Origin of the sequence: Citricoccus alkalitolerans (assembly GCF_039528175.1) — a bacterium.
GTDB classification, from domain to species: domain Bacteria; phylum Actinomycetota; class Actinomycetes; order Actinomycetales; family Micrococcaceae; genus Citricoccus; species Citricoccus alkalitolerans.
In genome coordinates, this window is sequence record NZ_BAAALH010000002.1 from 18289 (window position 1) to 37615 (window position 19327).

The window sequence follows — 19327 nt, forward strand, 5'->3', positions numbered from 1 at the left end:
CCACCACGGAGTCAAGGCAGTGCTCGAGCATGGTGTGCCCGTCACTGAGCGTGACCATGGCCTTGGGGACGCCGGCCTGGAGCCGTGATCCCGAGCCTGCGGCCACCATCAGGACCGTTGTTAGCATCAGGCGGCGAGGGTCTCGTCCAGCAGCAGGGCGGCGTCATCCTCAGAGGTCTTCTGGGCCAGGGCCAGCTCGGACACGAGTACCTGGCGGGCCTTGGAGAGCATGCGCTTCTCCCCGGCGGACAGGCCGCGGTCCTGGTCTCGACGCCACAGGTCACGGACCACCTCGGCCACCTTGATGACGTCACCCGAGGCAAGCTTCTCCAGGTTCGCCTTGTAGCGGCGTGACCAGTTGGTGGGCTCTTCCGTGAACTCGGCCTGCAGCACACCGAAAACGCGTTCCAGGCCCTCCTGGTCCACGACGTCCCGTACGCCGACCAGGTCAACGTTCTCCGCCGGCACTTCGATCGTCAAGTCGCCCTGGGCCACTTTGAGCTTGAGGTACATCTTCTCTTCGCCCTTGACCGTGCGCATCTTGATCTCTTCGATCTTCGCCGCACCGTGGTGGGGGTAGACGACTGTTTCTCCGACCTCAAAAACCATGTGAATGGCCCCTTTCCCTCCGCAAGAGTTTACCACGTCACATTTACGTGACCTGTGTCGTTACTTGAACCCGCGGCCGGAAACGACATAATGTGCCTCCCTCACATCCCGCTCCCCGGCACGGCGTCGCAGACGGCCTGCACGCGGGTGCATACGGTAGTCTCGAGTCAGCACCGCGCCGTGTGATCACCCGTGTCCGCACACCGGTTGAGGCACGGCGCCTGACGTTCGCACCGAGGAGAACCCACCGTGAAGTTCGCCGCTTCCAAGGCCACCACCCGCAACGCCGCCGTGGCCGGCCTGGCCGCCGTCGCCCTGCTGGGCGCCACCGGCTGCAGTGCCGTCAACATGCAGGCCACCACGCTGCAGTACGCGCCGTCCGACGGGATCGTGGCCAACGTGGGCGACGCCCAGCTGCGCAACATCGCCTTGATCACCGCAGACCCCGAAGCGGAGGCCCGCTACATCGGCAGCCTGGCCTCGGCGTCCGGCGAGCCGCTCGAGGTCAGCATCACCGTGGACGGCACCCAGACTCGCTTCTCCGTGCCGGGAGATGACGCCCTGGAGTTGGAGGATCCGGCCAACGAGCAGATCATCCCCGGCGCCGGCCGTCCCGGCACCCTGGTGGACGCCACCGTCGAGGTCGACGGGGTCTCCGAAACCGTGGGCATCACCATCCTGGACGGCACCCTGGAGGAGTACCGGCCCTTCGTGCCCGGCGGCGCCGAGCCCTCCGTGGACGAACACCTGTACGCCACGCCGGCTGCCGAAGAGGGCGGCCACTGAGGCAGCCCCTCACCACGGCATCACGGCGAAGGGCCGGCACCCACTGCGGTGCCGGCCCTTCGTACGTCCGCTCGTTGACTGGCTGACGGCCTACGGCTCGAACTTGTAGCCCAGGCCACGGACCGTCACCAGGTAGCGTGGGTTGGACGGGTCCGGTTCGATCTTGCCGCGCAGGCGCTTGACGTGGACGTCGAGGGTCTTGGTGTCCCCCACATAGTCCGAGCCCCACACGCGGTCGATGAGCTGGCCACGGGTCAGTACCCGGCCGGAGTTGCGCAAGAGCATCTCCAGCAGCTCGAACTCCTTGAGCGGCAGGGACACCTGCTCGCCGCCCACCGAGACCACATGGCGTTCGATGTCCATCCTCACCGGCCCGGCCTGGACCGTGGAGCTGATCAACTCCTCTGGTTCTCCCTGACGTCGAAGCACGGCGCGGATGCGGGCCACGAGCTCCCGGGAGGAATAGGGCTTGGTGACGTAGTCGTCAGCCCCGAGCTCCAGGCCCACCACCTTGTCGATCTCCGAGTCCTTGGCCGTGAGCATGATGACGGGCACGCTGGAGCGCTGCCGAAGCTGCCGGCAGACCTCCGTGCCGGACTGGCCCGGCAGCTGCAGATCGAGCAGCACCAGGTCGGCACCCGCCCGGTCGAATTCCACCACGGCATCGTTGCCGTCGGCCACGACCTCGACCTCGAACCCCTCCTTGCCGAGCAGATAGGACAACGGGTCGCTGAACGACTCCTCGTCCTCCACGATCAGAATGCGGCTCATGATTGGGCTCCTTCCCCGCCTGCCGGGGCCGCGATGCCCCGTTGGTTCACTGGTTGTGCGTGCTGCCCGGCATCGGGCTCCATCTCCGGCAACCGGACCGTGAAGGTCGAGCCGCGTCCCAGCTGGGACCAGACCGTCACTTCCCCGCCGTGGTTCGAGATGACGTGTTTGACGATCGAGAGACCCAGCCCGGTGCCGCCGGTCTGGCGGGACCGGGCGGCGTCGATCCGGTAGAATCGCTCGAAGATCCGGTCCTGCTCCTCCTCGGGAATGCCCACCCCCTGGTCCGTGACGGACACCTGGGCCAGGCCGCGCACCGATCTCAGGCCCACCCCCACGGTGGTGCCGTCCGGCGAATAGCGCACCGCGTTGTCGATCAGGTTGCGCAGCGCCGTCATCAGCTGGTCGTGATCGCCGAACACGGTCGCAGAGACCTCACCCGCCACCCGGATGTCAATGTCCCGGGCCTCGGCCTGCATGCGGGAACGGTCCACGGCCTCGTTGACGATCTTGGTCAGGTCCACCGGCTGTCCGGCCCGGACCGTGTCCTTGCCCTGGAGCCGGGAGAGCTCGATGATGTCCTGCACCAGCGCGGCCAGCCGGGCGGACTCGATGCTCATGCGGCCTGCGAAACGGCGGACGGCGTCCTCGTCGTCAGCGGCGTCGTCCAGCGCCTCGGCCAGCAGCGAGATCGCGCCGACCGGGGTCTTCAGCTCGTGGGAGACGTTCGCCACGAAGTCGTGCCGCATGGCCTCCGTCCGGGTGATCTCCGTACGATCGTCCGCCAGCAGCAGGATGTACTCATCGGCCAGCGGGGCCACCCTCAGCTGGACCACCAGGGTGCTTTGGCCCAGGGGGCCGCGGGGCAGCTCGTACTTGCGGTCCACAATGATCCCGTCCGAGCGCACCCGGTCCGTCAGGTTCAGCAGGTCCTCATGGACGAGATGATGACCACGGACCAGGCCGAAGGCATAGGCGGAGGGGTTGGCCCGGACCACGCCGTTGACGGCGTCCACCAGCACATAGGCGCGGCCGATCACGGAGAGCACTTCAGCTGCACCATCCGGAACGGACGGCTCGCCCACGGTGAGGTGGACCGCACGGCTGCGCTCGGAGGCCCGGAATGCCAGCATGGCGAGCACCCCGAGGATCAAGCCGATGAGGCCGCACACCACGCCTACGACTACGGGATCCGTCACGCAGATCAGACTACCCATCACGGCGCACGGCGTCGTCAGGTGTCGAGGGCCGGCCCGGTGAGACCACCGCCACCTTCACCGCCGGAACCCAGACGTTGGGCGGGGTTCCGGCTCGCCGGGCTGTCCTCAGGGCATAATGTGCACGGGAACGTTCCCGCGGTTCAGACCGCGTTCACCTTGGTCCGCCAGGATGATCGCGGATCCGTGCCTGAAGAGCAGGAACGGCCCGTGGCCACCTGCACCCGGTGGCCCCATCACCGACCAGCCGGATTGAGGATTCATCCATGCGAGAACTGTTCCACGCCGATCTGAAGTCGTTGGGCGACCAGCTCACCGAGATCGCCGGTCTGGTGCGTGAGGCCATGGACAAGGCCCGCGTGTCCTTCGAGGAGGCCGACGTGGAGCTGGCCGAGACGGTCATCACGAATGACGCCCGCATCGACTACCTGCAGACCACCCTCGACGAGAAGGCCATCGAGCTGCTCGCCCTGCAGGGGCCCGTGGCCGCTGACCTGCGCACCGTCGTCGCCGCCCTGCGCATGAGCTCCTCGCTCGAGCGCATGGGGGACCTGGCCCGCCACATCGCCCAACTGGCCCGCCGCCGGTTCCCGGACCTGGTGGTCCCCGCCTCCGTCCGGGAGGACTTCCGCTCAATGGCCGAGCACGCCGTGGAGGTCGCCACCGAGGTGGAGAAGCTGCTCGCGACCCACGACCTCTCTCATGGCTCGACGATCGTGCGGCTCAACGCCACCATCAACGAGCTGCACGCCAAGAACTTCACCTCGGTCGCCGACCCGTCATGGGATGCCTCCGCTGCCACCACCGCGGATGTCACCCTGGCATCGCGCTTCCTCGAGCGCTTCGCCGACCACGGGGTGTCCGTGGCCCGCAAGGTCACCTACCTCGCCACCGGCGAGTGGGAGCCGGTCATCGCGATCGACTGAACCACCCGCCATCAACGACGTCGGGCCGTCACCTTCCGCTGTGGAGGTGACGGCCCGACGTCGTTGTCTGGGGGCTGCGGGCCGCGGGGCTATTTGGAGCCCTGGGCGGCCACCGCGGCTGCGCCGGCGGCCGCGGCCTCCGGGTCCAGGTAGCGGCCGTTCGCGGTCACCGGCTTCAAGCGCTCGTCCAGCTCGTAGTACAGCGGGATGCCGGTGGGGATGTTCACCCCGGCGATGTCCTCGTCCGAGATGCCGTCCAGGTGCTTGACCAGGGCGCGCAGAGAGTTGCCGTGGGCGGCGATCAGCACGGTCTTGCCGGCCTTCAGGTCCGGCACGATCTCGGTCTCCCAGTACGGCAGCAGCCGCGTGACGACGTCCTGGAGGCATTCGGTGCGCGGCAATCCCTCACCGAGGCCGGCATAGCGGGGGTCCTCGGCCTGTGACCACTCGGAGGAGTCGTCCAGCGCGGGCGGCGGGGTGTCATAGGAGCGGCGCCAGACCATGAACTGTTCCTCGCCGAACTCGTCCCGGATCTGGGCCTTGTCCTTGCCCTGCAGGGCGCCGTAGTGGCGCTCGTTCAGGCGCCAGTCCCGCTTGACCGGGATCCACTGCCGATCGGCCGCTTCGAGGGCCAGGTTGGCGGTGGTGATGGCCCGCTTCAGCACGGAGGTGTGCAGGACGTCCGGCAGCAGCCCCTCGGCGGCGAGCAGCTCCCCGCCCCGGGCGGCCTCCTCGCGGCCCTTGGCGGTCAGCGGCACATCCACCCAACCGGTGAACAGGTTCTTCTCATTCCAGTCGCTCTGGCCGTGCCGCAGCAGGACGAGCTTGTAGGGTGTCTCAGCCATGGCCACATCCTAACGGGACGCGGCCGCCCGGCCCGCTGTGCGACGAACTCCTGTCAGTACCCGTAGGGGCGCGAACCGCCGCTGCCGAAGAGCTTCAGCTCGCCGCGCGGGCCGGCCAGGTACACGGCGGCCACGCACAGGGCGGCGATCTGGAACAGGCTGAACCCGGCACCCAGGCTTCCGATGGCCCCGGCCATGGACACCAGGCCCACGAACGCCGCCACCCCGGTGAGGAGCAGCCAGAAGGTCTTGGTCTTCTGCCCGGCCCGTTCGAACTGGTCCTTGCCACGGGTCAGGCAGTCACCGAAGGCCCAGACGGCCAGCACGACCGCCACCAGGGACAGGGCGACGTAGAGCCAGTTCTCGATGGTCGTGACCAGAATCCACGGGTACATGGGGTCAGCCTACCGCCGTGGCCTGCATCCCCGACTGCAGGTCCTCCCACAAGTCGTCCACGTGTTCGATTCCCACGCTCAGCCGCAGCAGCCCGGCCGGAACGGTGGCCGGTTCACCGTCGAAACGCCGGCGGCGCTCGACCAGCGACTCCACGCCTCCCAGAGACGTGGCGGGGACCCAGTGGCGCAGGTTCTGGACCACGGCATCAGCTGCCGCCGCCCCACCCTGCATCACGAGGGTCAGCACGGAGCCGAAGCCGCCCTGCATCTGCACTGCGGCCAGGGCGTGCTGTGGGTGGTCCGGCAGTCCCGGGTAGGTCACGGCGGCCACCGGCAGGGCACCCTCGCGCCGGGCCGCGTCAAGACGGCGGGCCAGCTCGGCCGCGTTGGACTGCGAGCGTTCGAGGCGCAGGGCCAGGGTGCGCATGCCGCGCAGCGCCAGGAACGCCTCCATGGGACCGGCGATTGCCCCGTGCAGCGTGCGGTGGCCGTGCAGCCGGCGGTGCAGGCCGGCGTCGTCCGTCACGGCGGCACCCAGCACCACGTCCGAGTGCCCGGCCAGGTACTTGGTCACCGAGTGGACCACGACGTCGGCGCCCAGCTCGAGCGGCCGCTGGACCAAGGGCGTGGCGAAAGTGTTGTCCACCACCACGAGGGCGCCGGCCGCGTGGGCCGCCTCGGTGAGTGCGGAGAGATCCGCCACCTCCAGCATGGGGTTGGTGGGCGATTCGAGCCAGAGGATGCTGGCAGGATCGCCCGTGCCTCGCACGGCCCGGAGGACGGCCTCCGCGTCCGTGACGTCCACCCGTTCCACGGCCAGCCGTCCGGTCTGCTGCAGCGAGTCCAGCAGGGACAGCCCTCCCTGGTAGGCGTGCTGCGGGGCCACGATGCGGCCACCGTTCGGGGCCAGGTGCAGCGCGGCCGAGATGGCGGCCATGCCGGAGGAGAACAACAGGGCGGGCCGCTTGGCCGGGTCCTCCACGCCCTCCAGGGCCGCCAGCAGCTGCTCCGGACCGTCCCAGGTGGGATTGGACATGCGCCCGTAGAGCCGGCGCTGCCCCGCGGCATCGGGCTCCCAGCCGACGAACGTGGAGGTGAAATGCACCGGATCGTTGACCGGGGCATCCACCTCCCGGGCGGGACGGGCGGCACTGACCAACAGGGTTTCGGGATGCATCCTGAAATCGTACGTCCGGCGGGGGTCCGGGACTGTGGATCGTTGCCGGTTGTGACGGTGCGGGCCGTTAGGCTGGACCGGTGATCGAGCAGCCTTCCTCCTCCGCCGGACCCGTCCTCTCGCCGACCGGTCCGCAGGGGCTCTTCATCGCCTTCGAGGGCGGGGACGGCTCCGGCAAGTCCACTCAGGCTCGGCTGCTCGCCGAACGGCTGACGGCCGAAGGACTCGAGGTGCTGCTGACACGGGAGCCGGGCGGGACGGACATCGGCGAACAGCTGCGCTCCCTCGTGCTGGAGCCGGCCCACGCCCCCATCGACCCGGTGACCGAGGCCCTGATCTTCGCCGCCGCCCGATCGGCTCACGTCCGCCAGCTGATCGTCCCGGCCCTGAGCTCCGGCCGCACCGTGGTGACCGACCGCTACGTAGACTCCTCCGTGGCCTACCAAGGCGCCGGCCGAGACCTCGGCACGGACACCGTGGCCGGCCTCAACGAATGGGCCACCGGCGGGCTGCGCCCAGACCTGACCGTCCTGCTGGACGTGGACACCGGCACGGCCGCCACCCGGCGTGCCGGCCGGGAACAGGCTGCCGGCGGGACCGGACCTGACCGCCTGGAGTCCGAGCCCGAGCCCTTCCACCAGCGCATCCGCACCGCCTTCACGGACCGTGCCGCCCAGGCCCCGGAGCGCTACCTGGTGATCGACGCCGGCCGGCCCGCCGCCGAGATCGCCGCAGAGGTGTGGGGCCGGGTCGCCCCCGTGGTGGCCGGCCGATGAGCGCCACCGCCGTGGCACCCGCGTGGGCCGAGCTCGCGGGCCAGGAGGCCGCCGTCGGGCAATTGTCCCGAGCTGCGACCATGGACTCCCCCACGCACGCCTGGCTCTTCACCGGTCCACCCGGCTCCGGACGGTCCAATGCCGCGCGGGCGTTCGCCCAGGCACTCCAGTGCGAGGTGACAGACCCGGCGCAGCGCGGCTGCGGACAGTGCCACGCGTGCTTGACCGTGCATGCGGGGACGCACGCGGACGTGAAGGTCATGGCCACTGAGAACGTCACCTACAAGATCGACGAGATCCGCGAGCTGATCTCCCTCGCCCAGGACCGTCCCTCCTCCGGGCGGTGGCGGATCTTCATCATCGAGGACGCGGACCGCATGACGGAGCGCGCCACGAACGTGCTGCTCAAGGCGATCGAGGAGCCGCCGGCCCGGACCATCTGGATGCTGTGCGCGCCCTCCCCCGCGGACGTGCTGGTGACCATCCGCTCCCGTTGCCGTCCCGTGGGATTGCGCATCCCCTCGGTGCAGTCGGTCGCGGACCTGTTGGTGGACCGCGATGGCCTGGATCCGGCACTGGCGCTGTTCGCCGCCCGCGCCTCCCAGTCCCACGTGGGCATGGCCCGGCGGCTGGCGCGGGACGAGGGGGCCAGGCAGCGCCGTGAAGCCGTGGTCCACCTGCCCCTGCGGATCCAGGCGACCTCGGATGCGGTGGCCCTGGCCAAGGAACTGGTGGAGGTCACCCAGGAGGAGGCGAAGTCCTCGGCCGAGGTCCGCAATGCCGAGGAGAAGGCTGGTCTGCTGCGCGCACTGGGCCTGGGTGAGGACGAGAAGGTCCCCCCCAAGCTGCGCCACCATGTCAAGCGCCTCGAGGACAGCCAGACGGCACGCAACAAGCGCTCCGTGCATGACACCCTCGACCGCGCGATGATCGACCTGACGGGGCTGTTCCGGGACGTGCTGGCCCTGCAGCTGGGAACCGGGGCCGAGCTGGTCAACGAGCACCTGCGGGACGACCTCGGTTCCTACGCCCACGGGGCCACCGCCGAGCGGACCGTGGCCCGGATCGACGCCGTGGCCACCGCCCGCCGGCGCCTGTCCGGCAACGTGCCCCCATTGCTGGCTCTCGAGGCCATGATGATGAGTTTCCTGCCAGACCGCATCCTGGACCGCCGTCCGGGCGAGCAGGTCTGACCCACTGACCACCGCCTGACCACCGTCCCGAAAGGACACCGCGTGCGCCTGCACCCCCTCCCGTCCAACTCCGGTGCCATCGCCGCCGTCTTCGCGACCGTCCTGGTGCTCACCGGCTGCACTGCGGACGGTGGGCCGGACGCCGGAGGTGCCGAGCCGACATCCGGCACCGCCGCCGTCCCGGCAGGACTGGAGGACCTCTATGCGCAGGAGCCCGCCTGGCAGTCCTGCGAGCAGGATGCCGGCGACTTCGAGTGCGCCACCGTTGAGGCCCCGCTGGACTATGCGGATGCGGAGGGTGAGCGGATCGAACTGGCCCTGGTCCGGACGGGCGGAGCCGAGGATGGTGCCCCGCACCTGCTGCTGAACCCTGGCGGACCAGGAGCGTCCGGGGTGGACATGGTGGTGGACTCCCTGGACTACGTGGTCTCCGGAGCCGTCCAGGACCACTACGCCGTGGTCGGTTTCGATCCGCGCGGCGTGTCCCGCTCGGCGCCGGTGGAGTGTCTGTCCGATGAGGAGATGGATGCGGCCCGCGAGGAGCACATCGATCCCTCCACGGACGACGGCCTGGACCAGGTCCGCGACTCCGCCCGCGAGTATGCGCAGGCCTGCGATGAGAACACCGGTGAGGTCCTCGGCCACGTGGACACCGACTCGGCGGCCCGGGACATGGACCTGATGCGGGCCGTGCTGGGCGATGAGCAGCTGAACTACCTCGGCTTCTCCTACGGCACCGCCCTGGGGGCCTCCTACGCCGAGCAGTTTCCCGCCAACGTGGGCCGGATGGTGCTGGACGGGGCCATGGACCCGTCACTCGACGAGTTCGAGGTCAGCCTGGGCCAGGCCGAGGCGTTCGAGAAGGCCATCACGGCATGGGCCGAATCCTGCCTCGCCGGCCCGGACTGTCCCCTGTCCGGGACTGCTCAGGACGGCGTGCAGCAGCTCCGCGAGTTGCTCGCACAGGTGGAGCAGTCCCCGCTGACGTCCTCCGACGGGCGGCAGGTCCCGGCCGCCACCTTCGTCGCGGGGCTGATCACCCCGCTGTACGCGGACGAGAACTGGCCGATGCTCACCCAGGCCGTCGCCGATGCCATGAACGGCAACCCCGACCTGATGCTCTACCTCGCGGACCTGAACGCCGGACGGGACGAGGACGGCGAGTACAGTTCCAACATCAACGACGCCTTCACGGCCATCAACTGCCTCGACTCCTCCGCGGCCTCCGACACCGATACGCTCCGGAGCCAGGCCGAGCAGCTGGACGAGGCCTCCCCGACCATTGGCCGGTTCCTGGCCTACGGCGGGGCGAATTGTGCCGAGTGGCCCGAGAAGCCAGTGGACGAGCCCGCTCCCGCCAGCGCTCCCGGGGCAGCGCCGATCGTGGTCATCGGCACCCAGGGCGACCCCGCCACCCCGTACGAGTGGGCCCCGGCGCTGGCCGACCAGCTCGAGTCCGGAGTCCTCGTCTCCTGGAACGGTCAGGGCCACACCGCCTACGGCCGGGCCGGGGAGTGCATCGGGGCCGCCGTGGACGGGTACCTGATCGACGGTGTGGTGCCCGAGGACGGGCTGACCTGCGACTGAGGCGTTCTGGCCCGCGGGCCGGTGGGTCAGCAGCCCGCGCGGGTCACCAGGGCCGGGACGTCCCTGATGGAGGGCACGACGGCGGCCGCACCGGCACCGCTGAGCACAGCCTCATCGTGGTAACCGGTCAGCACTCCCACGGTCAGCCCGGCGCCGGCCCGCTGGCCGGCCCGGATGTCCCCGGCCGTGTCCCCGACCGTCATGACGGAGCGGACATCCTCGAGGTCCAGGGCCAGCAGTGCCGTGAGGATCATGTCCGGGTACGGCGCGCCGCGGCCGGCGTCCGAGGGGCACAGGCTGAGGTCAGAGACGCCCATCCAGTCCAGTGACTCCAGGATCATGTTCTGGGTGTGCCGGGCGAAGCCTGTGGTCAGCACGATCTTCATGCCCGCCTCCCGGAGCGCGGCCACCGCCTCCGCGGCACCATCCACCGGGCGGACGCCGCGTTCGGCCAGCAATCGGTCATAGGTGGCCTCGAAGCACGCATTGGCGCGGCGGGCCGCCACCGGGTCCTCAGCGAAGATCGAGCGGAAGATCTCGTGGCGGGAGGTGCCGCGGGCCTCGCGGAAGTACCCCACCATCGCGTCCGATCGGGACCCGCCGGGTTCGATGCCCTCCTGCAGGATCGCGGTGTTGAAGGCCTCGTCCTGGAGACCTCCCTCATCCACGGTGGTGCCGGACATGTCCAGGACGGCCAGCTTCAGCGGACGCCGCGAACGGACATCCCGGTGGGGTTGGGCGTTGGCAGGCATCATCACAACTGTCCTCCCGTAGACAGACGGCCCAGCGGGTGCCGGGCCTGTCATCATATTCGGACCACTCCACCGCAGCGACCTGTCCTGCGGTTGGACGTGAAGTGAACGTCATCTGTGGGTTGTGAACGCCGTGCGCTTCCCCTGATTTTGCCCGGCGGGGCACCGGCCCGCTATCATCGATAGCCGTGGCACCCCCGGGTGTCAGCGTTCGCCTCCTTAGCTCAGCTGGCCAGAGCAGCTCCCTCGTAAAGAGCAGGTCACCGGTTCGAATCCGGTAGGGGGCTCAGAGAGGCCTCCCTGATCCGGCGTCGCGCCGACGGGGAGGTTTTTTGCGCAACGGTGGTGCCGCCCGTCAGTCGGAAGCCACCGCCCGCACCGGCACGTCCGGGCGGGAGACCTCCTGCCATCCCGTGAACGGCGCTTCGTGTCGGTTCGGGACGGTGTTGAGGATGGCCGGCTCGGAGAACCGCTTCCCCGCGATCAGCTGGCGCGCGGCGGCCAGGTGCGCCGAGGTGCACTCCCCGCCGTAGCCCACCGTGTATTCCCTCGAGTCGCGCTGGGCGCCCATCACGTCTGCCATGCAGTCGGCAAGGTGTTCGACGCCGTTGTCGTTGCCGTAGACGCGGTTCAGGTCCCGGTCCATCACGCTCAGCTGCCCGTTCCGATCGGTGGCGTCCAGGTAGCCGTAGGCTCGATACTGCAGCAGGTGCGCGCACTCGTGGAGCTGGATGGCGCGAGAGGAGACGTGGTTGGGATCCGCGATCATCCCAGTGATCTGGAGGCCCTCCTCTTTCTCCACGAGGATCCGGTCGCCGGAAGCTTGGTACCGGAGACGCATGTTGGCATAGGACGTCCGCCCGGAGATCACTGAGATCTGCGGCTTCCAGCACCACGGCGCGATGTTGTTGGCCACTTTCTGCTCGAAACTGCCGTCCCGCGGGTAGGGCTTCGCGGCGGTCCCCGGCTGGCCCGTGCTGAGCATGCCCTTGTTCACCCAGCCTGTTCTGCCACCGACCCGCACCTGCGCCAGGCCGGAGGAGTCCCGGACCCATTCCAGGCCGGTCTGCGCCGGCAGGGTTGACAGCACGGGGGCCGCCCGCCAATCATCCTGCGCATACAGGTTGACGGCAGTCTCGGTCCACAGGGACAGCCCCGGACGGTCTTTGACCACGCCGTTCACCAGGTACAGGAACTTGGAGGTCTCGCCTCTCGTGACATCACGGCCGGCCCGGAAGGTGCCGTCGCTGTAACCCGTCACGCCGAGGGAGCGCATCCAGTGGGCGGGACCGTAGTAGTAGGCGCGCTGCTGCCCAGCCAGATCTGGGAACGGCGCGGGCACCGAAACGGCGGGACGGCCCGCATAGCGGTGCATGAACGCCGCCAGCTCGCCACGGGTGATCTGCCCGGACGGCTCGAAGGTCCCGTCCGCATAGCCGGTGGTGATCCCCCGGGTGGTGGCCCACAGGATGGCATTACGGTGGACGGTGCCGGCCGTGACGTCGCTGAAGCTGCGTGGCGCCCCGCCGGTGTAGCTCTCCCCGGACATCCGATAAAGGAAGGCCGCCACCTCTGCGCGACTGATGGCGCGGCCCGCACGGAAGGTCCCGTCCGCGTACCCGGTGGTCACACATTGGCGGACCATCCACTCCACGGAGTTCCCGAAGCTCGCCAGATCATCCGCGAAGTTCGCCCCGGAGGCCCCAGCCGGGCAGGCCGCCTCAGAGGTGACCGCTTGCGGGGCGGCGTCGGCAGCGGGAGCCGCCAGGGCCGGCATCGGGAACAGGCTAGCTACCAGCAGCGGACTCAGCATCAGTGCCAGTACGCCAGTCAACAGGGCGCGCACGGAACGGCGCCGGGCGGGGTGCACCACGGACGATGGGCGGGCAGAGACAGGGGGCATGCGGGGTGAACCTCTCGGCGGGCGGTGTGGGGGCCGCCGGGCCGCGTCCCTGCCCATATCCTAAGCTCCGAGCGTTTCCGCGGCGGCCTCCTCGGCCTCCTGCACGGCGGCCACGACCTTCTCGGCACGCCGTCCCACCGAGTGCAGGGAGGCCTGACCCAGCCGGAACAATGCCGCGGCCTGGGCGGTGGTCGCCAGGTCGTTCGCGGCCCGGGACAAGATGCGGTGCACGTCGCTGCCCGAGGCAGGCACCTGCAGGCCGGTCTCGGGGTGCTGGCGGTGGGCTTCCACGCACAGGTGACGCACCCGTGGCGCCAGCTCGGCCAGTACGTTGCCAGCGTTGACCAGCCCGTTCAACTCGTCCTCGGGGATCTTGCCCTCGGCGCGGGCCTCCTGGACGACCTGCCAGTACCGGTCCAGCGAACGGATGAACCAGTCATGGCTCCGGCGCCAGAGTTCGGTTCCGAGCTCCGTCTCATCCTTCTTGGCCTGCCGGCGCCGCGCGAACGGTCCGGCCATCAAGGCCTCTCCTCGGTCACCAGGAGGATCTTGCCCGTCCGGTCCGCCTCTTCGAAGCGGTCCTGAGCTGCCGCCACGTCTTCCAGGGCGAACACCGCGTCCGTGGTGGTGCGGATGGCTCCGGAGGTCACCAACGGCCAGACGTGGTCGGCCACCTCCCGCATGATCGCCGCCTTCTCCTCCACTGGCCGTGGACGCAGCATCGTCCCGGTCACCACGGCATTCTTGCCCATGACCTTGCCGATCGGCAGGGTTCCGGAGGCTCCGCCCTGCAGACCGATCACGACCAACCGCCCGCCGCGTGCCAGCGCGGCCACGTTCTTCTCCAGGTACTTCGCACCCATCACGTCCAGGATCACATCCGCGCCATGGCCACCGGTGATCTCCTCCATCCGGGCCACGAAGTCCTCCTCGCGGTGGTTGATGGCCGCCTCGGCACCCAGCTCAAGACTCCGCTGCACCTTCTCCGTGCTGCCGGCGGTCGCCACCGGACGGGCGCCCAGCACCTTCAACAGTTGCAGAGCGAACGAGCCGATGCCGCCGGTGCCGCCGTGCACGAGCACCCAGTCGCCTCGGCCCACAGCGGCCTGCTGGATCAGGTTGGACCAACAGGTGGCCGCTACTTCCGGGAGGCCGGCCGCATCGGTGAGGGAGACGCCGTCGGGCACCGGGACCACCTGTCCGGCGGGGACCACCACGTACTCCGCATAGCCGCCGCCGGCCAGCAGGGCACACACCGGCGTGCCGAAATCCCAGTTCCCGACGCCGGCCCCGGTCTCCTCGATCGTTCCGGAGACCTCCAGTCCGGGCACCTCTGAGGCCCCCTCTGGGACCGGATAGTTGCCCGCCCGCTGGAGTAGGTCCGCGCGATTGATGCCTGCGGCCGTCACCTTGATGAGGACCTCACCGGGCCCTGGGACAGGGAGGGCGACATCCTCAACGGACAGGACCTCGCGACCGCCGGCGCCGGTGTACGTCACGGCCCGCATGGTGTGGTGATGAAGCTCCTGGGACATGGTCCTCCCCTTGTCTGGTGGCTGGCCAACGACTTTCTCAGCGTTGCTTCTAGGCTACTCGCGTGGCTTGGTTGCATGGATGCGCGCGCTGTTTCCCGACGCAACGTTGACCTCAGCGCCGATCCCCTACTCCGTGGCGTCGCTCTTGGACGCATCGAGCCGGTTGGCGAACCGACTGGCACCTCGTTGGAGGTGTTGTCCGGCAGGGTGGCGGTCACCGCGGTGTTCGTGGAGCAGGCGATCACCCGTGACTGTCCAGGCGCTCTCAGCGGTGGTTCTGCCGGTGAAGGTCCTGTCGATGCGTGTTCTGGCTCCGGTGGTGGGGTGAGGGGCCGGGGGTGATTGGTGTACTCATGACCGGTGGGGGTGGTGACGCGGAGTTCGTCGGCGGAGGCGTGGTGGGTCCAGCCGGGGTTCTCTTTGGTGTGGTTGCAGCGCACGCACAGCCCGGAGGCGTTGTCCCAGGCGGTGCGCCCGCCGTCACGGTGGGGTGTGGCGTGGTCGATGTGCCGGATCGGGGCATCGCAGTAGGGGGTGCGGCAGATCCCGTCCCGCAGGAGCACCATGTGCCGCAGCAGTCCGGAGAAGACGCGGCGGTGGGAGTCCATCGCGACGAGCTGACCGGTGGCAGGTGCGGTATAGAGCCGGCGGATGAAGACCTCGGCCTCGGTGTCCGTGATCGTCCGGCGTGCCACAGGTGCGGGAATCGGACCGTGACCGGGCAACCACGCCGGGAGATCGGCATTGGCGCCGGCGCTCGCTTCGGTCCCCGCCTCTGAGTCCTCACCGACTGATCCGCTTGCGTTGCCGGTGGCCTTGAGAAGGGCGGTGTCGGTCATGATCAGTTGAATCTCGACGGGGACGGCTTCGGCGGTGGCCTGTCCGGTGAGGCGTTGAACGAAGAGGTCGGTGAGGACCTGCTGTGGACTCCTCTCAACGGCGTCACCTTCGGCGATGGTACTGGCGGCGGCCGTGGTGAGGTTTTGATAGCAGGCGGCAGCCTGGGCGATCGGGAGCAGGGCGGTGAGGTAGGCCATGCCCGGGTTGGTCTCGGCGGGTTTCAAGCTCAGGTGCCGTTCGCGGCAGGATTGTTCTTGGCGTTGCAGGGCAGTGGCGGGGTCTTGTCCTTGGGCGGCGGCTTGGGCTTCCTGGACGAGTTCGCGGCGGCCGAGGAACTCGATCCGGTCGGCCAAGGCGGAATCTGCGGTCTGGCGTTGGCGTGGGGTGAGCCAGTGGGTTTGGTGGTCGATCGCGGCGGCTTGATCCTCGCTGATGCGCCCAGTGGTCAGAGCCTCCAGGGTGTGGGGCAGGTCCGCCACCAGGTTCAGGGCCAGTCGGAGGTGTTTGGAACCCCGGGCCCCGGTGCGTCGGGCCAGGCCGACCTCACCAGGCAGGCCACGACCCCGACGAGCCTCGGGGATACCCTGGGCGGCTTCGGACTGGGTGCGGCGGGAATGCAGGGCGGCGGTCTCACGGGCCTGGGCGGCAGCACAGGCTGACTTCAGTGCTTCCAGAGCCTGGATCCGGTCAATGGCCTCGGCCTCAGGCCCATCCGGAGACGCAATAGCCGGACGCGTATATAGGGCGTCAGGGGTGGGTCCCGCAGCAGGGGCCATCAGGGCCAGGGCGTGGCGCAGGCCGATGAGGTCGAGCGCGTTGACCGGCACCGCGATGACCGGCACCCGCGCACCGGCAGATCCCGCAATGGTGGTAGCCGGGGTATTGGTGTGGGTGTACGCAACTGGGGCGCGACTGGGACCGGCGGCTGCAACGCTGCCGTTGGCCCCGCCGTCGGGCTGGGGCATGTCACCTTCGTTCCACTGGCTCCGCCGATCTTCGAACATGTGTACTACTCTACGAAGGTGGTCGGACACGATAAGCAGGGGCGACCCGAATTGTGGATGGCGTTTGGACGAGGCCCGCCTGTGCAGGACGGGGGCACTGGGGCACGCGCGGGTCAGGCCCCGCCATGGAATGACGCGGGACCGGTAGGCTGATCGAGGCCTTTAGAATGGTCCCCCTGGGATGGTTGTCCGAGCGGCCGAAGGAGCTGGTCTTGAAAACCAGTGTGCGGTAACCCCGTACCAAGAGTTCGAATCTCTTACCATCCGCGTGAATAAAGGGAAGCGGTCCCACTGAGTGGGGCCGTTTCCGCGTTGCCGGGGACCGTCTAGGTCCGATTTGTGGCCGGACTGTGGCCATTGGTCCTGGACGCCGCCCGGGGAATCATGCCGGCGCGCTGCTCTGCAGCCGCCTCCCCGACGCCCGGCAGCAGGTGGCCGTAGGTGTCCACGGTGAGCTTGATCGTGCTGTGCCTCAACACCTTGGACACCACGGCGACGTCCACGCCGGCCGCGATCATCAGCGACGCGGTGCCGTGCCGCAGATCGTGCAGCCGGACGCGCCGCAGTGGCTTCTGAGCGCCTTGGGGCTTCTGTGGGCCCACCGGCACAGTCACGCCGTCCTGCAGGAGACCACCCGATGAACACAATGCAGGTAGACCTCAACAATCTCCGCCCCGTCGTCGCTGCCATGGTCCGCCAGTACGGCGGACCCATCCAAGACATCGACGCCCTGTTGCAAGAGACCTGGCTGTCCCTTCAGAGCGTGAGGTTCGACCCGACCCGCGGCGACTGGCCCACGCTATGCCGCGTAGTGGCCCGACGCCGAGCCCATGACTACTACCGGAAGACCGCGAACAACGGATCACAATGCAACGGAGGCAAAGCTGACAGCCTCGAAGCCATCACCGCTACTCGAGGAGACCCACACTTCGGCGGCAGCGTGGACGACGACACCAGGCGCGTGGACGACGCCGACGAACTCCGGCACGTGCTCGAAGTCCTACACCTCGTCCAGAACGCGCTCGGAATGGACGAGGGACGGGTCCAGACCTTCCTGCGCCTGCACCTGATCTACGACGGAGACACCACGGCGGCCAGCACAGACCTCGGCATCTCAGCCAATGCCCTCCGGGCATCCTCTCGGGACGTCATCGCCTTGGCCCAGGTCGTCCGCGCAGCTCTGGACTCCACCGACCGGACCCCGTCCATAGTCGCCACGGTGGCCAGTGTGCCCAGCGCGATCGGCCGGCATGCTCCGGCATATCTCAGCACAGCGCAGAGGGCCGGTGGCGTCACCGCGGTGGATGCGCACACGCTGGCCAAGGCCACCGGGTCGCCGTTCAACACCGTCCGCCAGTACTGGGCTCGGCTCCGGGAACTCTCGCGGGCGGCGGCGTGGACCTTCGAATACCAAGGCCGGCCCGCCATGGACCATGACCAGCTGTTCCCCGGGGGCCTGTGATGCTCCGCCGGTTCCGTCGGTCCCTACGGGTCTCTGGCCGTCGCATCCGTAGGGCCCGCAGGGTATGGGTCCGTCAGTCCGTGGACGCCAACCTGCCCGATGCTGTGACAAGCCGCGTGCCCGGGTGGGCGTCCAATGCCCGGGGGCGGGTCGTGCTGTCCGTGCTGGCCGTCGTCGTACTGCTCGGCTGGCTTCTGCTGATGCTGCTCATCACCCTGTAGACCCCCACAGGCATCTAGTCACCAGACCTCAGAAGGCACCGACCGACGCCCCGAACATGACTCCCAGCCCTGCCCCTAAAAGCCGGACCTGCGGCCCTACTTTTAGCAGGCACCACCAACACCAAGATTATTCAGCACACGTCTGGCACCAAGGTGCACTCCGTCTCGTTTTGTCCGCGACGGTGTAACGGGTGCCCGTTACGGAAGGACCCCATGGCCAAGGCCCGCCGCTCCTCTCCCCGTCGTCCTCTCGCCGTCCGCTGCGCGTGGTGTGACGAGCCATTGCCCGACCCGTCCATGGGCCGCCGGTACTGCTCCGACGCACACCGCCAAGCGGCGTACCGGGCCCGACGCCGGTCCGTCCTCCAGGGATCCGAAGTGGACCAGCTGCGGGCACAGCTCCGGTCCCTAGAGGACGACCGGCGCCTGTTAGAGCTCCAGCTGCAGGGCGCCGAGTCAAGGGCGGCAGAGGCGGCCAGAGACGCGGAGCAGTACGCCACCATATGGGAGGGAGTGGTGCGGTCAAACGGCCAGCTGGTGTCCTCCCTCGCGGCCTCGGAAGAGCAAGCCGAGAAGCTACGGACAGAACTGGAGACGTCGGGCGTCCGGCACGCCTACCGCTACGGATACGAGAAAGGGCACATGGACGCTGGGAAGCAAATGTCCCGGCGGGAGGACGTGGACGACCTGACCGCCTACGCGCAGCTGGCCGGACATGTGGAAGGGTACGAGGACGGATCCCATGGGCGGCCGAAACTGACAATCAAGGACATGCTCCCAAGAGGCTAGAGCGGCTGCCGCAGGGGGCGTAAGCGTAACCTCTCGCTACGGGCCGCAACACCACAAGAGGGAAACTGCCCTCGGTCAACCGGCATGTCTCGGCATTGACCGAACCTACGGAAAAACGATACCTACCCGGTGGTCACCGAGACACTGAGCTGCCGGGCACACCCAGCGCGATGATCGCGTCATTTGCGTCTCCCGTGGGCACCAATCACGCTCAATTGCTCGCTTCTAGGAAGCCCAATGTCGGAAGACGGCTTGGACCTCCGCATGCCACGGCCTGTCCCCGTCCTGCCAGCCTTGACCAGGTGCGCCCGTGCTTTGATTAACGACCAGGGCGGCAAGCGAATGCTCGTTGCGAAACTCGCAGTCGGCGGACAGGGCGTCGAGGATGTGGCGCATCTCGTTGCGTAGCGCGATGCCGTCGATGCCGAGGGCCTTCCCGAGCTCCTTGTAGGTCACGATGGAGCGCCGCATCGCGGCAACAATTAGAGCCGCTCGTGCCTGCTGCACGACTTCCGTTCTGTCCTTCTTAGCCATGAGCA

21 protein-coding genes and 2 tRNA genes are annotated in these 19327 nt (G+C 68.7%); 10 read left to right on the forward strand and 13 right to left on the reverse strand.

From position 1 onward, the window contains the following. Positions 1–126 precede the first annotated feature (126 nt). On the reverse strand, positions 127–609 hold the full coding sequence (locus ABD134_RS06090) for a CarD family transcriptional regulator (protein WP_115932950.1): 483 nt from the start codon (positions 607–609) through the stop codon (positions 127–129). A 249-nt stretch (positions 610–858) separates the two neighbouring features. Between ABD134_RS06090 and ABD134_RS06095 the strand changes: the two genes are divergently transcribed. Beyond that, positions 859–1395, forward strand: a complete 537-nt coding sequence (locus ABD134_RS06095) for a hypothetical protein (RefSeq protein ID WP_344227775.1) — start codon at positions 859–861, stop codon at positions 1393–1395. A 90-nt stretch (positions 1396–1485) separates the two neighbouring features. On the opposite strand, the gene ABD134_RS06100 is transcribed toward ABD134_RS06095, so the two are convergent. Both ABD134_RS06100 and ABD134_RS06105 read right to left on the reverse strand, forming a co-directional pair. Beyond that, on the reverse strand, positions 1486–2166 hold the full coding sequence (locus ABD134_RS06100; protein ID WP_159548968.1) for a response regulator transcription factor: 681 nt from the start codon (positions 2164–2166) through the stop codon (positions 1486–1488). Further along, positions 2163–3299: a sensor histidine kinase gene (locus ABD134_RS06105; RefSeq protein ID WP_245952494.1), complete on the reverse strand. Its 1137-nt coding sequence runs from the start codon at positions 3297–3299 to the stop codon at positions 2163–2165. The genes ABD134_RS06100 and ABD134_RS06105 overlap by 4 nt, the downstream gene beginning before the upstream one ends. A 350-nt stretch (positions 3300–3649) precedes the next feature. Between ABD134_RS06105 and phoU the strand changes: the two genes are divergently transcribed. Next, entirely contained in the window at positions 3650–4309 is a 660-nt protein-coding gene (gene phoU, locus ABD134_RS06110) for a phosphate signaling complex protein PhoU (protein ID WP_344227780.1), read from the forward strand. Between the two features lie 89 nt (positions 4310–4398). Here the strand turns inward: phoU and ABD134_RS06115 are convergent, their stop codons facing one another. From ABD134_RS06115 to ABD134_RS06125, 3 genes are read right to left on the reverse strand one after another with little or no spacing between them, the layout of a single operon-like run. Further along, positions 4399–5154: a phosphoglyceromutase gene (locus ABD134_RS06115; RefSeq protein ID WP_344227782.1), complete on the reverse strand. Its 756-nt coding sequence runs from the start codon at positions 5152–5154 to the stop codon at positions 4399–4401. 53 nt (positions 5155–5207) lie between these two features. Then, complete coding sequence (locus ABD134_RS06120; RefSeq protein ID WP_344227783.1) at positions 5208–5549, reverse strand: DUF2516 family protein; 342 nt, start codon at positions 5547–5549, stop codon at positions 5208–5210. A 4-nt stretch (positions 5550–5553) separates the two neighbouring features. Beyond that, the gene (locus ABD134_RS06125; RefSeq protein WP_344227785.1) at positions 5554–6726 is read right to left on the reverse strand and encodes a trans-sulfuration enzyme family protein; all 1173 of its coding nucleotides are present in this window, start codon (positions 6724–6726) and stop codon (positions 5554–5556) included. Positions 6727–6806: 80 nt separating this feature from the next. Between ABD134_RS06125 and tmk the strand changes: the two genes are divergently transcribed. The 3 genes from tmk to ABD134_RS06140 are packed head-to-tail and all read left to right on the forward strand — an operon-like array spanning position 6807 to position 10282. Further along, positions 6807–7502 (forward strand): dTMP kinase, encoded by a 696-nt coding sequence (gene tmk, locus ABD134_RS06130; protein ID WP_344227787.1) that lies wholly within the window; start codon positions 6807–6809, stop codon positions 7500–7502. Continuing rightward, positions 7499–8695, forward strand: coding sequence for a DNA polymerase III subunit delta' (locus tag ABD134_RS06135; protein ID WP_344227789.1), 1197 nt, complete (start codon positions 7499–7501; stop codon positions 8693–8695). Before tmk ends, ABD134_RS06135 begins: the two co-directional genes overlap by 4 nt. A gap of 42 nt (positions 8696–8737) precedes the next feature. Further along, positions 8738–10282, forward strand: a complete 1545-nt coding sequence (locus ABD134_RS06140; protein ID WP_344227792.1) for an alpha/beta hydrolase — start codon at positions 8738–8740, stop codon at positions 10280–10282. A 26-nt stretch (positions 10283–10308) separates the two neighbouring features. Here the strand turns inward: ABD134_RS06140 and ABD134_RS06145 are convergent, their stop codons facing one another. After that, positions 10309–11037: an HAD family hydrolase gene (locus ABD134_RS06145; protein ID WP_344227794.1), complete on the reverse strand. Its 729-nt coding sequence runs from the start codon at positions 11035–11037 to the stop codon at positions 10309–10311. A gap of 210 nt (positions 11038–11247) precedes the next feature. Between ABD134_RS06145 and ABD134_RS06150 the strand changes: the two genes are divergently transcribed. Next, a tRNA-Thr gene (locus ABD134_RS06150) sits at positions 11248–11321 on the forward strand. Positions 11322–11389: 68 nt separating this feature from the next. On the opposite strand, the gene ABD134_RS06155 is transcribed toward ABD134_RS06150, so the two are convergent. The 4 genes from ABD134_RS06155 to ABD134_RS06170 are packed head-to-tail and all read right to left on the reverse strand — an operon-like array spanning position 11390 to position 16277. After that, on the reverse strand, positions 11390–12937 hold the full coding sequence (locus tag ABD134_RS06155; RefSeq protein WP_344227796.1) for an S-layer homology domain-containing protein: 1548 nt from the start codon (positions 12935–12937) through the stop codon (positions 11390–11392). 60 nt (positions 12938–12997) lie between these two features. Then, positions 12998–13456 (reverse strand): hypothetical protein, encoded by a 459-nt coding sequence (locus ABD134_RS06160; RefSeq protein ID WP_344227798.1) that lies wholly within the window; start codon positions 13454–13456, stop codon positions 12998–13000. After that, positions 13456–14445 (reverse strand): NAD(P)H-quinone oxidoreductase, encoded by a 990-nt coding sequence (locus tag ABD134_RS06165; protein ID WP_378108322.1) that lies wholly within the window; start codon positions 14443–14445, stop codon positions 13456–13458. The genes ABD134_RS06160 and ABD134_RS06165 overlap by 1 nt, the downstream gene beginning before the upstream one ends. After that, positions 14433–16277: an HNH endonuclease gene (locus ABD134_RS06170; protein WP_344227802.1), complete on the reverse strand. Its 1845-nt coding sequence runs from the start codon at positions 16275–16277 to the stop codon at positions 14433–14435. Before ABD134_RS06170 ends, ABD134_RS06165 begins: the two co-directional genes overlap by 13 nt. A 218-nt stretch (positions 16278–16495) precedes the next feature. Between ABD134_RS06170 and ABD134_RS06175 the strand changes: the two genes are divergently transcribed. Continuing rightward, a tRNA-Ser gene (locus ABD134_RS06175) sits at positions 16496–16583 on the forward strand. Between the two features lie 59 nt (positions 16584–16642). Here ABD134_RS06175 and ABD134_RS06180 read toward each other — a convergent pair. Then, positions 16643–16930: a tyrosine-type recombinase/integrase gene (locus ABD134_RS06180; RefSeq protein WP_344227804.1), complete on the reverse strand. Its 288-nt coding sequence runs from the start codon at positions 16928–16930 to the stop codon at positions 16643–16645. Positions 16931–16953: 23 nt separating this feature from the next. Between ABD134_RS06180 and ABD134_RS06185 the strand changes: the two genes are divergently transcribed. From ABD134_RS06185 to ABD134_RS06195, 3 genes are all read left to right on the forward strand, one after another. After that, complete coding sequence (locus ABD134_RS06185; RefSeq protein WP_344227806.1) at positions 16954–17778, forward strand: sigma factor; 825 nt, start codon at positions 16954–16956, stop codon at positions 17776–17778. Between the two features lie 80 nt (positions 17779–17858). Further along, positions 17859–17999: a hypothetical protein gene (locus tag ABD134_RS06190; RefSeq protein WP_344227808.1), complete on the forward strand. Its 141-nt coding sequence runs from the start codon at positions 17859–17861 to the stop codon at positions 17997–17999. Positions 18000–18212: 213 nt separating this feature from the next. Further along, positions 18213–18788, forward strand: a complete 576-nt coding sequence (locus ABD134_RS06195; protein WP_344227810.1) for a hypothetical protein — start codon at positions 18213–18215, stop codon at positions 18786–18788. Between the two features lie 225 nt (positions 18789–19013). On the opposite strand, the gene ABD134_RS06200 is transcribed toward ABD134_RS06195, so the two are convergent. Beyond that, the gene (locus ABD134_RS06200; protein ID WP_344227812.1) at positions 19014–19322 is read right to left on the reverse strand and encodes a hypothetical protein; all 309 of its coding nucleotides are present in this window, start codon (positions 19320–19322) and stop codon (positions 19014–19016) included. Between the last annotated feature and the right edge of the window lie 5 nt (positions 19323–19327).

What these genes read in the sequence shown, in the direction of transcription:
- ABD134_RS06090 (WP_115932950.1), bottom strand. Translation starts at nt 609, where the DNA reads ATGGTTTTTGAGGTCGGAGAAACAGTCGTCTACCCCCACCACGGTGCG.
- ABD134_RS06100 (WP_159548968.1), bottom strand. Translation starts at nt 2,166, where the DNA reads ATGAGCCGCATTCTGATCGTGGAGGACGAGGAGTCGTTCAGCGACCCG.
- ABD134_RS06105 (WP_245952494.1), bottom strand. Translation starts at nt 3,299, where the DNA reads ATGCTGGCATTCCGGGCCTCCGAGCGCAGCCGTGCGGTCCACCTCACC.
- phoU (WP_344227780.1), top strand. Translation starts at nt 3,650, where the DNA reads ATGCGAGAACTGTTCCACGCCGATCTGAAGTCGTTGGGCGACCAGCTC.
- ABD134_RS06115 (WP_344227782.1), bottom strand. Translation starts at nt 5,154, where the DNA reads ATGGCTGAGACACCCTACAAGCTCGTCCTGCTGCGGCACGGCCAGAGC.
- ABD134_RS06120 (WP_344227783.1), bottom strand. Translation starts at nt 5,549, where the DNA reads ATGTACCCGTGGATTCTGGTCACGACCATCGAGAACTGGCTCTACGTC.
- ABD134_RS06125 (WP_344227785.1), bottom strand. Translation starts at nt 6,726, where the DNA reads ATGCATCCCGAAACCCTGTTGGTCAGTGCCGCCCGTCCCGCCCGGGAG.
- ABD134_RS06135 (WP_344227789.1), top strand. Translation starts at nt 7,499, where the DNA reads ATGAGCGCCACCGCCGTGGCACCCGCGTGGGCCGAGCTCGCGGGCCAG.
- ABD134_RS06145 (WP_344227794.1), bottom strand. Translation starts at nt 11,037, where the DNA reads ATGATGCCTGCCAACGCCCAACCCCACCGGGATGTCCGTTCGCGGCGT.
- ABD134_RS06155 (WP_344227796.1), bottom strand. Translation starts at nt 12,937, where the DNA reads ATGCCCCCTGTCTCTGCCCGCCCATCGTCCGTGGTGCACCCCGCCCGG.
- ABD134_RS06160 (WP_344227798.1), bottom strand. Translation starts at nt 13,456, where the DNA reads ATGGCCGGACCGTTCGCGCGGCGCCGGCAGGCCAAGAAGGATGAGACG.
- ABD134_RS06165 (WP_378108322.1), bottom strand. Translation starts at nt 14,445, where the DNA reads ATGCGGGCCGTGACGTACACCGGCGCCGGCGGTCGCGAGGTCCTGTCC.
- ABD134_RS06170 (WP_344227802.1), bottom strand. Translation starts at nt 16,277, where the DNA reads ATGCCCCAGCCCGACGGCGGGGCCAACGGCAGCGTTGCAGCCGCCGGT.
- ABD134_RS06185 (WP_344227806.1), top strand. Translation starts at nt 16,954, where the DNA reads ATGAACACAATGCAGGTAGACCTCAACAATCTCCGCCCCGTCGTCGCT.
- ABD134_RS06195 (WP_344227810.1), top strand. Translation starts at nt 18,213, where the DNA reads ATGGCCAAGGCCCGCCGCTCCTCTCCCCGTCGTCCTCTCGCCGTCCGC.
- ABD134_RS06200 (WP_344227812.1), bottom strand. Translation starts at nt 19,322, where the DNA reads ATGGCTAAGAAGGACAGAACGGAAGTCGTGCAGCAGGCACGAGCGGCT.